Source organism: Enterobacter sp. DC1 (genome assembly GCF_000568075.1).
GTDB lineage: Bacteria > Pseudomonadota > Gammaproteobacteria > Enterobacterales > Enterobacteriaceae > Enterobacter > Enterobacter asburiae.
The window spans coordinates 519503-532742 of the sequence record NZ_AZUA01000002.1; the positions used below are offsets into that span (position 1 = coordinate 519503).

The 13240-nt window shown below is 51.3% G+C and carries 19 protein-coding genes and 1 tRNA gene; 15 read left to right on the forward strand and 5 right to left on the reverse strand.

The genetic code is table 11. The annotated features are described in order from the left end of the window. Positions 1–63: 63 nt before the first annotated feature. Positions 64–534, reverse strand: coding sequence for a YmfL family putative regulatory protein (locus P346_RS13295; RefSeq protein WP_032659082.1), 471 nt, complete (start codon positions 532–534; stop codon positions 64–66). A 41-nt stretch (positions 535–575) separates the two neighbouring features. Beyond that, a complete protein-coding gene (locus P346_RS13290; protein WP_023305900.1) occupies positions 576–794 on the reverse strand; it encodes a Cro/CI family transcriptional regulator in 219 nt (72 codons plus the stop codon). Between the two features lie 98 nt (positions 795–892). Here P346_RS13290 and P346_RS13285 point away from each other — a divergent pair, with 98 nt between their 5' ends. From P346_RS13285 to P346_RS13240, 14 genes are all read left to right on the forward strand, one after another. Next, complete coding sequence (locus tag P346_RS13285; protein ID WP_032622319.1) at positions 893–1612, forward strand: LexA family protein; 720 nt, start codon at positions 893–895, stop codon at positions 1610–1612. 689 nt (positions 1613–2301) lie between these two features. Further along, positions 2302–2378: transfer RNA gene (locus tag P346_RS13280), tRNA-Arg, on the forward strand. Between the two features lie 627 nt (positions 2379–3005). Then, positions 3006–3365 carry a hypothetical protein gene (locus P346_RS13275; protein ID WP_050597627.1) on the forward strand — a complete coding sequence of 120 codons (360 nt, stop codon included), beginning with the start codon at positions 3006–3008 and terminating at the stop codon, positions 3363–3365. After that, positions 3365–4189: a ParB N-terminal domain-containing protein gene (locus tag P346_RS13270; protein ID WP_032659087.1), complete on the forward strand. Its 825-nt coding sequence runs from the start codon at positions 3365–3367 to the stop codon at positions 4187–4189. Before P346_RS13275 ends, P346_RS13270 begins: the two co-directional genes overlap by 1 nt. After that, positions 4186–4683, forward strand: coding sequence for a hypothetical protein (locus P346_RS22160; protein ID WP_050597628.1), 498 nt, complete (start codon positions 4186–4188; stop codon positions 4681–4683). The genes P346_RS13270 and P346_RS22160 overlap by 4 nt, the downstream gene beginning before the upstream one ends. Continuing rightward, on the forward strand, positions 4683–4886 hold the full coding sequence (locus P346_RS13265; protein ID WP_032659089.1) for a hypothetical protein: 204 nt from the start codon (positions 4683–4685) through the stop codon (positions 4884–4886). Before P346_RS22160 ends, P346_RS13265 begins: the two co-directional genes overlap by 1 nt. Beyond that, entirely contained in the window at positions 4883–5080 is a 198-nt protein-coding gene (locus tag P346_RS23575; RefSeq protein ID WP_071995966.1) for a hypothetical protein, read from the forward strand. The genes P346_RS13265 and P346_RS23575 overlap by 4 nt, the downstream gene beginning before the upstream one ends. Further along, positions 5077–5664 carry an ead/Ea22-like family protein gene (locus P346_RS22440; RefSeq protein ID WP_071995967.1) on the forward strand — a complete coding sequence of 196 codons (588 nt, stop codon included), beginning with the start codon at positions 5077–5079 and terminating at the stop codon, positions 5662–5664. Before P346_RS23575 ends, P346_RS22440 begins: the two co-directional genes overlap by 4 nt. Positions 5665–5666: 2 nt before the next feature. Then, positions 5667–6008 carry a hypothetical protein gene (locus P346_RS13260; RefSeq protein ID WP_032659091.1) on the forward strand — a complete coding sequence of 114 codons (342 nt, stop codon included), beginning with the start codon at positions 5667–5669 and terminating at the stop codon, positions 6006–6008. Then, a complete protein-coding gene (locus P346_RS22165; protein ID WP_050597629.1) occupies positions 6005–6931 on the forward strand; it encodes a hypothetical protein in 927 nt (308 codons plus the stop codon). Before P346_RS13260 ends, P346_RS22165 begins: the two co-directional genes overlap by 4 nt. Beyond that, positions 6928–7155 (forward strand): hypothetical protein, encoded by a 228-nt coding sequence (locus P346_RS13255; RefSeq protein ID WP_032659095.1) that lies wholly within the window; start codon positions 6928–6930, stop codon positions 7153–7155. The genes P346_RS22165 and P346_RS13255 overlap by 4 nt, the downstream gene beginning before the upstream one ends. 73 nt (positions 7156–7228) lie before the next feature. Next, positions 7229–7498 (forward strand): hypothetical protein, encoded by a 270-nt coding sequence (locus P346_RS13250; protein ID WP_032659097.1) that lies wholly within the window; start codon positions 7229–7231, stop codon positions 7496–7498. A 31-nt stretch (positions 7499–7529) separates the two neighbouring features. Then, positions 7530–7739: a hypothetical protein gene (locus tag P346_RS13245; RefSeq protein ID WP_032659100.1), complete on the forward strand. Its 210-nt coding sequence runs from the start codon at positions 7530–7532 to the stop codon at positions 7737–7739. Between the two features lies 1 nt (position 7740). Then, on the forward strand, positions 7741–8919 hold the full coding sequence (locus tag P346_RS13240; RefSeq protein ID WP_032659102.1) for a phage integrase Arm DNA-binding domain-containing protein: 1179 nt from the start codon (positions 7741–7743) through the stop codon (positions 8917–8919). Between the two features lie 214 nt (positions 8920–9133). Here P346_RS13240 and P346_RS13235 read toward each other — a convergent pair whose 3' ends face one another. Both P346_RS13235 and P346_RS13230 read right to left on the reverse strand, forming a co-directional pair. Beyond that, on the reverse strand, positions 9134–10321 hold the full coding sequence (locus tag P346_RS13235; RefSeq protein WP_032659104.1) for an MFS transporter: 1188 nt from the start codon (positions 10319–10321) through the stop codon (positions 9134–9136). Positions 10322–10458: 137 nt separating this feature from the next. Continuing rightward, complete coding sequence (locus P346_RS13230; RefSeq protein WP_008500962.1) at positions 10459–10719, reverse strand: DUF2534 family protein; 261 nt, start codon at positions 10717–10719, stop codon at positions 10459–10461. Between the two features lie 209 nt (positions 10720–10928). Here P346_RS13230 and eco point away from each other — a divergent pair, with 209 nt between their 5' ends. Then, positions 10929–11432: a serine protease inhibitor ecotin gene (gene eco, locus P346_RS13225; protein WP_032659105.1), complete on the forward strand. Its 504-nt coding sequence runs from the start codon at positions 10929–10931 to the stop codon at positions 11430–11432. 93 nt (positions 11433–11525) lie between these two features. On the opposite strand, the gene mqo is transcribed toward eco, so the two are convergent. Next, a complete protein-coding gene (mqo, locus tag P346_RS13220) occupies positions 11526–13175 on the reverse strand; it encodes a malate dehydrogenase (quinone) (protein ID WP_032646585.1) in 1650 nt (549 codons plus the stop codon). Positions 13176–13240: the final 65 nt, after the last annotated feature.

Sequence of the window (13240 nt, forward strand, 5' to 3'; positions counted from 1 at the left end):
ATGCGTTAGTTTCTCCACTGAATACGACACGCCACGACGCCCGGAGCTGCACACTCGCGGGCGTCACTTCTTTTGGCTTTTCTTACGGCCAAACAGCGCGACAATCGCGCGGATTTCTTCTTCACGCGCAGCCAGGTGACGGCGGTGATACTCGTTAATCTCTTCAGCTTCATGCGGTTCAATCACCCCATCTTCCAGGGCCTTCTGGATAATCTGATCAACCTGTCCGCGTGCTGCTGCAGTTCTCATGGCGCGAGTGAACAGGTCTACACGATCGAGGTCTTCAAGCTGCGGAACTTCCACCAGCAGAGCGCCGCGACGTTGCGCGAAGTAATCAGCCAGGAGAGACGTGTTTGAAATGTCTTCCATCGCTTCCAGCTCGTTCACTTCGAAGAAGCGACAGCCGTTCTTCTCGTAGAGGTTGTTGTTGAACTGCGTCACTGACATGCCGAGAGCACCGGCCATAGCCTCACGGCCACCTGGGTATGCTTTGCACATCGCTTTCACTACTTCTTTCAGGCTTGGCTCTACCATGTTGTTTTTCCTTTGGTAGTTACGTAATGCTGGTTGCTGGGTTACGGTGTTACTGCAACGTCAGGATCAGCAGGTTTATTTTTGTTAGGGAATGGTCGTACTTCCTCGGCTTCAATCTTCCCGTCTTCGTTAACCAGGATATTTACCCGGCGATTACGCTTGAGAGCTTTGCTGATTGCGCTTTGGTATACCCCAAGTGCCTCAGCTGTTTTTGCCTGGCCGTTTTCCAAAACATATTCAGATAGCGGAATAATCTTCATTGGTTTTCCTCTTGGTTTGCACATAAGGAGTATCACTGTTAGTGATAAATATGTCAACACTAGCGGTGATTGGTGATTATGCCGTGCGGTGATAAATTATGAGAATGAAAAAGAAACCATTGACCGCCGAACAACTTGCCGACGCCAACAGGCTGAAAGCTATTTTTGAGTCCAAGAAAAAAGCGCTGGGGCTCTCACAGGAGACTTTGGCTGAACAAATGGGGATGGGGCAAAGCGGTGTTGCTCAGCTACTGAATGGTACAAACGCTATCAACGCCACTCATGCTGCACAGTTCGCTAAAATTCTCGGGGTAAAAGTCGATGACTTCAGTCCATCCCTTGCAGCTGAGATATCAGCAATGTTTGAGGCGATTGCGAACGGAAGAAATCAATCCTCTGTGTATGAATACCCCTTATTAACCGAAGTGCAGGCGGGATCATTTTGCCCCGTTAGTTCATATACAGAACGCGACGCGAAGGAATGGGTTTCAACCACTGTCAAAGCCAGTGATTCTGCATTTTGGCTTGAGGTATCAGGTCATTCAATGACTGCACCTCCCGGAGTTAAGCCAAGCTTTCCTGAGGGAATGCTCATACTCATAGATCCAGAACAGGATGTTGAGCCTGGTGATTTCTGTGTTGCTGGAATATTCAACGATTCAGAAGTTACCTTTAAAAAATTTGTTCGTGAAGACGGGAAGCCCTGGCTCGAACCTCTTAACCCCAGCCCTCGCTATCAGGCCATTGAATGTAATGAGAATTGCAGAATAATAGGCAAAGTCGTTAAGGCCCAATGGCCTGAAACTATCTTCGAATAAGGAGCCAATAGGCTCTTTTTTTTTGCATCTTTTTTCACCTTACTAATCATAAAGTTAACACTAACCGTGATATTTTTATCACTACAGGTGTTGACCATTTAATTACTATTGGTGATACTCAGTATGCGCCGGGGTGATGATGTTTAAGACCATCGGTAGGTTAGCAGTACGGTATATGGCACATGTGCCGCAGCGGTCCGGGGATTCCTTTCAGTATCCAGATCCAGCGGGTAGCCGGAATGTGCAAGCCAGTTGTGTACGACAGCCAGAGACGTTTCACCAGCGTGGCGATCAGGTGTGACACCTCGGAAGAGACGAGGATGTCAGCCATTCACGCTAAGCATCTCAACGGGTGCTTAGCGGGACTGGAAGAGTTACCACTTGGAGACGGTCCCTTTAAATGTCCTGGACAGTGGCGGTTCCGCACCGATAACAGCGGCGACAAGATGATGCAAACGGCAAAGGTCGTTAAAACTCGTTAGGTGCTGGCGTGGCATACGCGACAGGCCGGATAGACGGCATAGACCAAATGAAACCGGGTGAGGTCGATAAACCAAACGCCGATGTGGTGGGCAGGATCCCCAGTGAAGCCTGTGACAGCCGGGAACAGACCGGCACACAACATGAAAGCGCATTCCTCTTTCACTGATGGGGATCGGTTTGTTAACTGGCGGAGTGCGCTTCCAGTTGTGGCATTAGCTCAGATGGATAGAGCAACGGCCTTCTAAGCCGTGGGTCGCAGGTTCGAATCCTGCATGCCGCGCCAGTATCACGTTAGGACCGTGGTAAACCCGTAGTAGCTGTAACAGATGCTGTGTGTAGTCTTGGCGGTCGGCAGGTTGAAATCCCTTAATGTCGACCGCCCCTTTTACACAACTGAAAGCGCGTTCAGCCGGTTCCTTGAGAGGCCTCAGTCGTTAAATCAACCTCAGGAGAAAGCTAACTGGCGGTGGCAGCCGCCCGTTTCACTAAGTGCCCTGGTTGGGTGCTTACTAAAACGAACCACCTTTATTTTTTGTCGCCAACTGGCGAGGTATTCGTGCAACCAAAATTCAGCGGATATTTCCACTGGAGGAACGATGAACCACCTCGAATTTATAGAGAAAAACGTGAGGGAACAGCTGATTAAGCAAGGCTTTTCCTCTTCGGTGGCTCAGGGGGGGGGCGTGGCAAGCACTTGATTTATATAAGCGCATGTCACAAGCCAGTAAGAAAGGCGCGATTTTCGATGATGTGATGAGGCATGCGAAAGCCTGGGCAGATAAACAGGTTTCAAAAGCTGAAGTTACCAGGAGAAAACACACCTCACCCAAAGACCAAGGCGGCCTCTTCTAAGTTGTAAGGCCAAGAATTCAGCGCTGTGCAGAGCGCTTATAACACGGAGAAACTATCCATGACGAACACACAGAACGTCACCGAGTTACAACCACGCATGACCAGAGAGCAGCTTATTGACGCCGCTCGTAAGGCCGCCCCTCTCCTTCCAGCCGCTTACGGCTGGATGGTTAACGAACTGGCTACACGCCTTGATGTTACCAGCGTCGCGCTATGTGAAGCCTTGGCGCAGCGCAAGGAACTAGCTGAGCAGAATGCCACCCTTCGACAGGATGTAGCGAGTTGGGCCAAAGAATGTGACCGTATTGAAGAGCGCAACACCAAAACGCCTACCAACATGCACCTGCTGGAAGCTCAGCGAGAACTGCGTGAGCTCACTCCTGTTGTCATTTCCCTGAATAACGAGGTTTCTCTCTAATGGCTAACTCATTCAAGCAAATGACCCGTGACGGGACCATTAAGCGCACCGATACCGGGATGTTTATCAGCCTTGACGATATTCATGTTCGTGAAGGATTTAACATCCGCGAAGACGATGAGCGCACTCGCCTGGCTAACGATGACTTATTCGATTACCTGATGAATGGTGGCGTCGTTCCGCCAATTGAAGTTGTACCACGTGACGAGGGCGGAGTTTACATCGTTGAGGGTCATCGTCGTCACCTGGCCTATCAGCGCTGTCGTGACGCAGGAAAGCCCGTTAATCGAATTCATATCATGCCGTTCTATGGGAATGACCTAAAGCAAAAGGCGCGAATTTTCACGAGCGCAAGCCAGCTTTCATTGTCCCCTATCGATCAGATTAACGGCATTCGCGATTTTGCTCCATTCAATCTCACTCCGGCTGAAATAGCGAAGGAAATCCATAAATCAGTGGCATGGGTCGAAAAGCTGATAGCCCTTAGCAATGCAAATCACGATGTGCAAAAAGCTGTTAAGGCTGGCGAAGTGTCCGTTGATGTAGCCATTGACCGAGTAAAAGAGTTCGGCGAAAAGGCCGGTGAGGTTCTTCAGAAGGATAAAGCTTCTGCTGCAGCCAAAGGTAAGAAGAAAGTCACCCGCAGCGTTATAGCTCCGGAAATTAGCGTTAAGAAAGCGCGTCGCCTTGTAGAGCTGATCAGCATGGCGGGTATAAGCGACACAGGAGTTATCTCTCTCGAAGGTTTGGTGCATGCAGAAGTCGTGGAAATTATCGACGAGCACAAAGCTATCTCAGCTCAGCGTCATGGAGAAACATCATGATTACCGAAAAAAATAATGTCTTTTATTGCGACTGTGGATTTTCTTTCCTGAGAGGTCACAGCGGCGCGCATGACTGTGCTGTTGGCCTTCGTAATAAGCTGGCCAGGTCTGAATCCAGATGCGCTGCACTGGCTGCGGAGAATGCGGGGCTGAAGGCGAACTTAATGTTCTGTGATGCAGAAGACCCAGAGGCTCCATACGACAATCCTGGCGAGATTGCTGAAGCATGTTCGCTTAATTACAACGAGGAATTCGTGGTTCAAGTGGCTGCTAAGATGCCGAACCGTACATATCGAGTATGCGAAAGCTGGGAGCATGAGTGCAAGGTAGAGTTGGTTGATGGTAGTGAGGTAGAAACCCCGGACACCGACGCTTTCCTGGCTGAAGTGCGGGCGCAGGGTGTAGAGATGGCAGCCAAAAGCGACCAATTTTCAACATGGGTGCAGCAGGGGCTGCGTAGCTTCGCCATCGGTGTTCGCCAGGGAGTGCAGTAATGACACGCATCCGTAACTTCGGCTGGAATCGCCTCAAGCTGGCAAACCTGTCCTACGAAGAGATCAGCGCTCTCGAAGAGCAGGTTAAGCAGGAGCACGCCTGCAAAGACGGCATCCACATGTACGACAAAGCAGGACGTGACAAGCTAGATGCTCTGAGCTGGGCTGTATACAACAAGCAGAAGCGCGAGGTCGCCCAATGAGCAACACCACCAAAGTGCTGAATTATGACCAATCCGACCCGGATAAAATGCGCCTGCCAAAGGGTTCGAACTGTGGTAACTGCCACCACATTCGGCGCTGTAAGGCTATATTCGGCCACACAGAGACGGATACCTATTGCGACTGGTCACCATCGCGCTTCATCCCGGTACGGACAGAAGGAGCTGCCCAATGAGCAACATCGACATACAGGCGCTGCGTGAACGCTATTCTGAAAAGCCTGCGCCAAAGTGCCACATCTGCGGCTCTGTCATGACAATACAACGCGCCGGTGCTGGCAGTGTCGTCTACGGATGTACAGGCCGAATCGATGGGGATGGAGAAGGTTATAAATTCGAGGCTGGTAGGGATTTCGCTGATGACCATTACGCCCGATCTCGCGTAACTGAGTATGGCCCAGGTGGCGACCCTGACGTGCTGGCGCTGCTGGATGAGCTGGAAGCTAAAGACAAGCGGATTGCTGAGCTGGAGGTGCGGGAAGTTAAGCCAGTGGCATGGATGAGGAATGCTAACGTCACATCATTCATGTCGAGGTTCACAACCGATGAGAAATATGCAGTTGAGCAATGGGGGGATGATGCAGTTGCTCTCTATCCACTTCCTGTAGATTTCATTCCTGCATGCTTTACAGACGAAAGAAATCTGATGCATATCAACGAGCGTGGGCGAGAAACGTCACTTATCTGGAGTAAGCAGAACTCAGACAGTGGCGACATTAAACTTTTTCGTATCGCCTCCGCAGCCGGTAAAGGAGAGTGAGCATGGAAAAGCCACTGAATAAGCGAGAGCGCGAGTTTTTAAAGCCAGCCATAGTTCATCGCTGGGAAATTGAAATATTGCCATACCGAAAAACGGCACTCTGGGATGGTGACTCTCTTTTTCCTGTCAAAGTGGGTGCAATGGCTGAAGACCTGATAAAGCGCGGTTTTCTGGAACGTGTTTCTATGGGATTTGGTCGAGACATTATCAGAGCAACCAAAAAGGCAGAATGCCTACATTGTTACCGCTGCCATTACGGAAAGGTGATTAACGAAAATGGACAGCTGGGCGAGGACTGCCCGCATTGTGATGGCGGTGTAATTGTGAAGAGGACTAACCCATGAGCACTATTACCAGAGAACAGGCCAAAGACCTCCGCAACGCATTCCAGTGCTGGCAGCAGGACTATGACCCGGTAGAAGACAAAGAGCAGTACGACATGTTCGGGTTGGGAGTGGTGGCTATGGATGCGCTGCTGGCATCGCTCGAAGCGGAGGCTGTCGGCGAGGTTGTCCTCGGCGAATATGACGATTGTGGTAGTCATCCTGATGCAAAGGTGGTGTGCATAGCCGCTGATGGTCAGGCTGACTGGGAAAATTTCAAGGATGGAACGCGATTGTACGCTGCACCTCCTTCGCCAGCAGAGATAGACGAGAGAGATGCATTCAACGATTGGAATAACGACGAAAATCTTCCAATTGCTGGAGTTGGTGCCAAGAACGCTGCGTGGCTGGCATGGCAAGCACGTGCCAAGTTGTACACCCCGCCAGCTCCGGTATTTGTGCCGGACCGCTCTGTGTTTGAAAAATGGTGGGAATCTGAGTACGGTTCGCCACTCGATAGCTGGGATTCATTACGGACGACTGACGGTTATTGTGATGATGGGATTGATGGTCAGTTCGAAGCCTGGAACGCCTGCCGCGCCGCCATGCTTCAGGGTGTCGAAACTGTAACGACGGCTTACAAGTTGCCATTCAAGCAGTGGCTTTCACAGCAAGGCGAAAGGATAGAAATAGATTGTGGCTGCGTAAGCGTTGAAGTGTTTATGCATTGGTTGCGCATGGCTTATGGGGCTGGCAACTCTCCGGTAGTTCCGGATTGGCAAGCCAAAGCTGAGAAACTGGCTGAACTTCACGGAAGCAGTTTCGTTGTTTTCCGGAATGGAGAATCTCCGCAGTGTGCTGATCCGACAAAAGTGATTATTTCATTCACAGATGAAGGCCGGGGTCATGCCGCAGCAGCACCGCAGAAGGAGGTGAAGCCGTGAGTAAAGCAGAATTCCTCCAAAAGTTAGCCTCTCTTGCTACAGAGTGTCACACACTGGCCTGTGAATTGGATCTTGGCGATGAACGCACTGAGATGTTCGAGATATACAACGTGCTGAGAAGTCTTGGACGCAGCGGATATGCAAGCCAGATAAGCAAAGCTACTAACCCGCTTCTGTGGGCTGTTGACGATAACGACGATGATTGGGATGAGGATGATGAGTGATGCCTAACCCATTCGACGCAGTAATGTTCGTGCTGCTGGTCATCGGAGCACTTCAGGGTATGGGGTGGATGCCATGGTGAGCAAACTCAAACAGCGGCGCGTGCGCCGCCTTAAAGCCGATGTCGCATGGTGGCGCGAGGAAGCGGAGGATTGTCGCTCCCGTCTGCTGGAACTGGCCGGTGAAATCGACAGACTCAAAAAGCTGGTTATCCGCGTGCCGATGCCGGTTCTCATGCCGAAGGAGATGGTCCACCAGCTCTATTACACCGAAACAAAAAGATGTCGTACCTGCAATGATGGGCTTCGTGGTGGTTGCTCATCTTGCATTTTCTATAAGAGATAGCCGGGTGCAGCCGGTTAAGTGGAGAATAGCCATGGCCAAGTTGATGAAGGCGAGTCTGTGGGGTAAGCGAGAGTTTGAACCAGGCTCTGTTCCAGATAACAGAACTATCCGACGCTGGATTGAAAACGGTAAGCTTCAGGGCCGTATCGTAGATGGTACGATCCTGGTTAGTTCCTCAGAAAAATGGGGCGTTGACTCAATTGTCAGTGAAAGAGTTCGTCAGTTAATTCAAGAGGATTAACATGGCTGCAAGACCACGCAAAAGGGAGAACCGCAATCTCCCTGACTTCCTGCTTTTTGATAAAGCTACCGGGCAATATCGCTTTACGCTTATAACCGGAAAACGTAAAAGCATAGGAACTGATCGCGTAATGGCAATCGCCATTGCCAAAGAATATAACCTCAGAATGCGACCTGAAAAGGTGCCGTCAGTAGAAAGCTTGATTAGAGACTCGGGCGGAATTAATGGAGAAGCTCAACCATTCAGTGACCATGTTGACCGAATTATGGCCCGCGCCGTTGCCGATGAAAAACCATCACCAAGCACCCTGGATGATTGGAATAATGACGTGTTCAGGGTAAAGGAATTTTTTACCAATATACCGGCTTGTGACATTGATCTTGAACACGTGAACCAATTTATTATTCGATACCATGCCGATGCATCCGCTAACGTTCAAAACAGAAAGGTAAGCTTTCTCAAAAAGCTGTTCTCTTATGCAATTGATGAATCATTAATGATGGACAATCCTGCAGCACGTAAAAAAATGCGGCGTGTTGAAGAGAAGAAGCGTAAACGTCTTCCGTTGGATGTCTTTATTACTATGAGGAACGCGGCTGAACCATGGTTAAGAACAGCTATGGATTTGGCACTGCAGACGACACATGCCCGCCTCGAAGTTTCGCGAATAAAATATTCGATAAGAGAGCCGAAAAACGGCGTTTGTGGATGTGTATGGTTAGACGAACCTGAAAACGGGATACATGGTACGTTGTACATCCACCGGCAGAAAGTTCAAAAGAAAGAGGCATCACACGTAGCGATCCCAATTGGAGGGGAGCTGAAGAGGATTATTGACGATAGCCGGGATAGTGTTGCCAGTCCGTATGTCGTACACCGAATACCTGAACGAAATAACAAACGGAGTAAAGAGGTTTCACACCCTACGCAGGTAGCACCTGATTATCTTAGCCGAGCGTTTTCTGCACTACGTGACAAGCTTGGATTATGTGATCATCTTCCAATGGATGAACGCCCAACATTTCACGAGATAAGGGCACTGGCCGCGCATTTGTTTGATAGCCAGGGTATCGATCCACAAGGAAGGATGGCCCATAGTGACGCCAAGTCAACAAAGATTTATACCAGCAATCATATCGACTGGGTTATGGTACCACACGGTGAGATAAAGGCAGGCTAGCTAATGGCGAAACCACCCCCTAACTCATTGATGTTTATAGTGCAGATAATGCATAAAAATCACTGTTTGTTCATACAGTCAAAAGCGCCACAGGCCAGTAGTGGTGCGGCTTAGAAGCACTTTAGGCAGGTGTCATGGGGTGTCGGGGGTCGGAGGTTCAAATCCTCTCGTGCCGACCAAAAACACATTGAAAACCAGCCTGATGGCTGGTTTTTTATTTCGCCTCTTCCGGCGTTTTGCGCAAATACACTAGCGTAGCCAGACAAATCACCGCTCCGGCATAAAACGTATATTCCGCGCCAAACGATTCCCATATCGCGCCGGCTCCCACGCTGGCGATTAACAATCCCACGCCGCTGACCAGACTAAAAATACCGAAAGCCGTGCCGCGCAGATCGGGCGGTGCGGTTTTAGCGATCATTGCCGCCAGTAATCCCTGGGTCATACCCATATGTATTCCCCAAAGCGCGACGCCTAAAATGACCCCCATCCAGTGGCTGCTCAGCGCCAGAACAACATCTGCACCAATCAGCACCATTAGCCCCCACTGCAGAAGTCGGGTGTGGCTCATGCCATCAGAAAGTTTGCCAAAAGGGTAAGCCGAAAGGGAATAGAGTACGTTCATGACCACCATCACTAGCGGAATAAGGGCCAGAGGAACGCCCGACTGCTGCGCACGAAGGACAAGAAAAGCCTCGCTAAACCGGGCAAGCGTGAACACTGCACCAAGGCCAATCACCCACCAGCACGCTTTACCCAGCCGCCTTAAATTCTCTCGTTTAATGGGGTTTGTGCGTTTGTGTTCGAGGGGAGTTTTCGGCTCCTGAAGGCCGAAATAGAGCAAGGCTACTGAAAGCAGACCGGGGATAAGGGCTATCCAGAAAACAGTGCGAAAATCATTGTCCAGCAACAGCATTAAGCTTACGGCCAGTAATGGGCCAAGAAATGCGCCGGTGGTATCCATTGACTGACGCAGACCATATGCCGCACCACGCATTTCCGGCGGCGTGACGTCTGCAACAAGTGCATCCCGCGGGGCGCCCCGTATTCCCTTCCCCGTACGGTCCATCAGACGTGCGCCTAAAACCATCCCGGAAGAGGACGCTATTGCGAAAAGGGGTTTGCTTAGCGCCCCCAGGCCATACCCTAACAGGGCCAGCCCCTTACGTTGACCCAGGTAGTCGCTTATCGCCCCCGAAAAGACCTTAATAAAAAGCGCAGTGGCCTCCGCCAGCCCTTCAATCAGGCCTATAAACAGCACGCTCGTGCCGAGGGTGGTCATCATAAAAAGTGGCAGCAGGCTGTGAATACTCTCTGACGAGATATCCATCAGCATACTGACGCCCCCCACAACCCAGACGCCTTTGGGGATCTGACTGAGCACTGGAAATCTGGAACGCATCTACCGCTCCTGCTTTAAAAACAGTTGCCTGAATGCTTACAGGATAGGATATCGCGGATTAAAAAAACCTGAGGAGAGTGGGATGAGACCATAAAAAAGCCATCCGGCAGGATGGCTTAGCTATTGCGAGTCAGCGCTTAATGCTTCTCACGTCCGCCCAGGAAGAAAATGCCAAGCGGGATAGCCAGCAGAACGGTGAACACCAGGCTGTAGACGAAGATCATCGCCGACTGCAGGACATACATGCTGGTTGTCCAGGCAGAGAGGGGGATATTGTACTGTTCGATAACGCCAACAATGGTTGCCCGCCCCACGCATGCGGCAGCAATCATAAATACGACCAGCAGCGCCAGGAGGAACTTGCGGCCTTCAGGCGTTTTCAGTTTTGCACGAACCATCTCTCTTCCCTTTTACAGATGAATAACAATATATAGGGTCTAAAATAACACGAACTGGCACCCGACTCCACACCAGCATAAACAACCACTAAACAGGATATTTAAGAGCGTATAACGCTATCCATAGTGAAAATGCAAGTAAATAACACCAATCATTCATAGTTGTTATGTTAACCTGCGCAGGATCGTTTTGACATAAAGGAATGACAATGAAAAACGCACCTAAATTTGCCATCGCCCTCATCGCCGCCGCGTGCGTCAGCACCAGCGCTTTCGCCAGCGAAACCCCAAAAGAGCAGCCGCTGGAAAAAGTGGCTCCGTACCCGCAGGCGGACAAAGGGACGAAGCGTCAGGTGATTCAGCTGCCGGTTCAGCAGGATGAAGCGAACTTCAAAGTGGAGCTGTTAATTGGCAAGACGCTGGAAGTGGACTGCAACCAGCACCGTCTGGGCGGTCAGCTGGAAAGTAAAACCCTGGAAGGCTGGGGTTACGACTATTTCGTCTTTGACAAAGTGACCTCTCCGGTCTCCACCATGATGGCCTGCCCGGACGGCAAAAAAGAGAAGAAATTTGTAACGGCGTATCTGGGCGACAACAGTCTGCTGCGCTACAACAGCAAGCTGCCGATCGTGGTCTATACGCCTGAAAACGTGCAAGTGAAGTATCGCATCTGGAAGGCAGATGAGACTGTCGGACAAGCGGTAGTACGTTGAAATTAAGTCGGGTGGCGGCTTCGCCTTACCCGACCTACAAAACAACACCGAACGTAGGCCGGGTAAGCGTCAGCGCCACCCGGCTTTTTTACCTTACAGCGCGATATCCGCAACCGGTTTGTTTTCCGGCTGAGGCTTCAGCTCCGCTTTTGGCGCAGCATCCGCAGCCTGCGGCTTGATGTACTGCAGCTGCAGTACGCGGCTGGTGTATTCCAGCTCCTGCTCCGTCGCGCTCACGTTGCCGTTCAGCTTCGTGCCGTAGGATGGAATAATGGTTTTCAGCTTCGCCTGCCATTCCGGGCTGGCGACTTTGTCTTTAAACACTTTTTCCATCAGGTGCAGCATGATTGGCGCAGCGGTAGACGCGCCCGGTGACGCACCCAGCAGCGCGGCAATGGTGCCATCCTTATCGCTTACCACTTCGGTACCCAGACGCAGCACGCCGCCCTCTTTCGGATCGCGCTTGATGATCTGTACGCGCTGACCCGCCTGCCACAGGCGCCAGTCTTCTTTTTTCGCCTGCGGATAGTACTCTTTCAGTGCCTCGAAGCGGTCGTCGTCAGAGAGCATCACCTGGCTAATCAGGTATTTCACCAGATCGAAGTTATCCAGACCCACGTCCATCATCGGCTTGACGTTAGAGGTGGTCGTGGCGCTGAGCAGATCCCACAGGGAGCCATTTTTCAGGAACTTCGTGGAGAAGGTCGCGAATGGCCCGAACAGCACCACGCGTTTGCCGTCAAGCATACGGGTGTCGATGTGCGGAACGGACATCGGCGGCGCGCCAACGGAAGCCTGGCCGTACACTTTTGCCAGATGACGGTTCACCACTTCCGGGTTATCGGATACCAGGAACTGGCCGCCCACCGGGAAGCCCGCGTAGTCGTCAGCTTCCGGAATACCGGACTCCTGCAGCAGCTTCAGCGCCGCGCCGCCCGCACCGATAAAGACAAACTTCGCCTTGATGACGTGCTCGGCTTCGTTGTTTTTCAGATCGGCAACGGTCACGCTCCAGCTGTTATCCGCGTTGCGCTTGAAACCACGCACTTCGGTGCTGAGCTGCAGGTTGAAGTTCTCTTTTTTCTTCAGAGACGTCACCAGCTGACGGGTAATTTCACCGTAGTTAACGTCGGTACCAATTTCGGTACGGGTCGCCGCCACTTTCTGGTTCGGGTCACGACCTTCCATGACCAGCGGAGCCCACTCTTTAATCTGCGCGTGGTCTTCAGAGTATTTCATCCCGCGGAACAGCGTGCTCTGCTGCAGAGCGGCGTAGCGCGCGCGCAGGAAGTTGACGTTCTGCTCACCCCACACAAAGCTCATGTGCGGCACGGTGTTGATGAAGGAGTGCGGGTCGTGCATCACGCCGCTGTTGACCTGATGAGACCAGAACTGGCGAGAAACCTGGAATGCTTCGTTGATCTCTACCGCCTTCTCGATACTAATGGAACCGTCCTTTTTCTGCGGCGTATAGTTCAGTTCCATGAGTGCCGAATGTCCGGTACCGGCGTTATTCCATCCGTTCGAACTCTCCTGCGCCACGCCATCAAGGCGCTCGACCATGGTCATAGACCAGTCCGGCTGCAGTTCTTGCAGATAGGTTCCCAGCGTGGCGCTCATGATACCGCCACCAATTAAAAGGACGTCCGTTTCCTGCTCTTTTGGTGCGTCAGCTTTCGCCGCCATGGAGACGGTGTTAAGCCCCACGGCCAGAGAAAAGAGCATGGCAGTCATTTTTTTCATAATTTATGCCTTAGTGTAAAAGTGCTTGATGCGTGGAAATTGCAGGTGAAAAAAGCTGCGGGGGC

Coding starts and splice junctions, on each gene's coding strand:
- P346_RS13295 (WP_032659082.1), bottom strand. CDS start 534: ATGGTAGAGCCAAGCCTGAAAGAAGTAGTGAAAGCGATGTGCAAAGCA.
- P346_RS13290 (WP_023305900.1), bottom strand. CDS start 794: ATGAAGATTATTCCGCTATCTGAATATGTTTTGGAAAACGGCCAGGCA.
- P346_RS13285 (WP_032622319.1), top strand. CDS start 893: ATGAGAATGAAAAAGAAACCATTGACCGCCGAACAACTTGCCGACGCC.
- P346_RS13275 (WP_050597627.1), top strand. CDS start 3,006: ATGACGAACACACAGAACGTCACCGAGTTACAACCACGCATGACCAGA.
- P346_RS13270 (WP_032659087.1), top strand. CDS start 3,365: ATGGCTAACTCATTCAAGCAAATGACCCGTGACGGGACCATTAAGCGC.
- P346_RS22160 (WP_050597628.1), top strand. CDS start 4,186: ATGATTACCGAAAAAAATAATGTCTTTTATTGCGACTGTGGATTTTCT.
- P346_RS13265 (WP_032659089.1), top strand. CDS start 4,683: ATGACACGCATCCGTAACTTCGGCTGGAATCGCCTCAAGCTGGCAAAC.
- P346_RS23575 (WP_071995966.1), top strand. CDS start 4,883: ATGAGCAACACCACCAAAGTGCTGAATTATGACCAATCCGACCCGGAT.
- P346_RS22440 (WP_071995967.1), top strand. CDS start 5,077: ATGAGCAACATCGACATACAGGCGCTGCGTGAACGCTATTCTGAAAAG.
- P346_RS13260 (WP_032659091.1), top strand. CDS start 5,667: ATGGAAAAGCCACTGAATAAGCGAGAGCGCGAGTTTTTAAAGCCAGCC.
- P346_RS22165 (WP_050597629.1), top strand. CDS start 6,005: ATGAGCACTATTACCAGAGAACAGGCCAAAGACCTCCGCAACGCATTC.
- P346_RS13250 (WP_032659097.1), top strand. CDS start 7,229: ATGGTGAGCAAACTCAAACAGCGGCGCGTGCGCCGCCTTAAAGCCGAT.
- P346_RS13245 (WP_032659100.1), top strand. CDS start 7,530: ATGGCCAAGTTGATGAAGGCGAGTCTGTGGGGTAAGCGAGAGTTTGAA.
- P346_RS13240 (WP_032659102.1), top strand. CDS start 7,741: ATGGCTGCAAGACCACGCAAAAGGGAGAACCGCAATCTCCCTGACTTC.
- P346_RS13235 (WP_032659104.1), bottom strand. CDS start 10,321: ATGCGTTCCAGATTTCCAGTGCTCAGTCAGATCCCCAAAGGCGTCTGG.
- P346_RS13230 (WP_008500962.1), bottom strand. CDS start 10,719: ATGGTTCGTGCAAAACTGAAAACGCCTGAAGGCCGCAAGTTCCTCCTG.
- eco (WP_032659105.1), top strand. CDS start 10,929: ATGAAAAACGCACCTAAATTTGCCATCGCCCTCATCGCCGCCGCGTGC.
- mqo (WP_032646585.1), bottom strand. CDS start 13,175: ATGAAAAAAATGACTGCCATGCTCTTTTCTCTGGCCGTGGGGCTTAAC.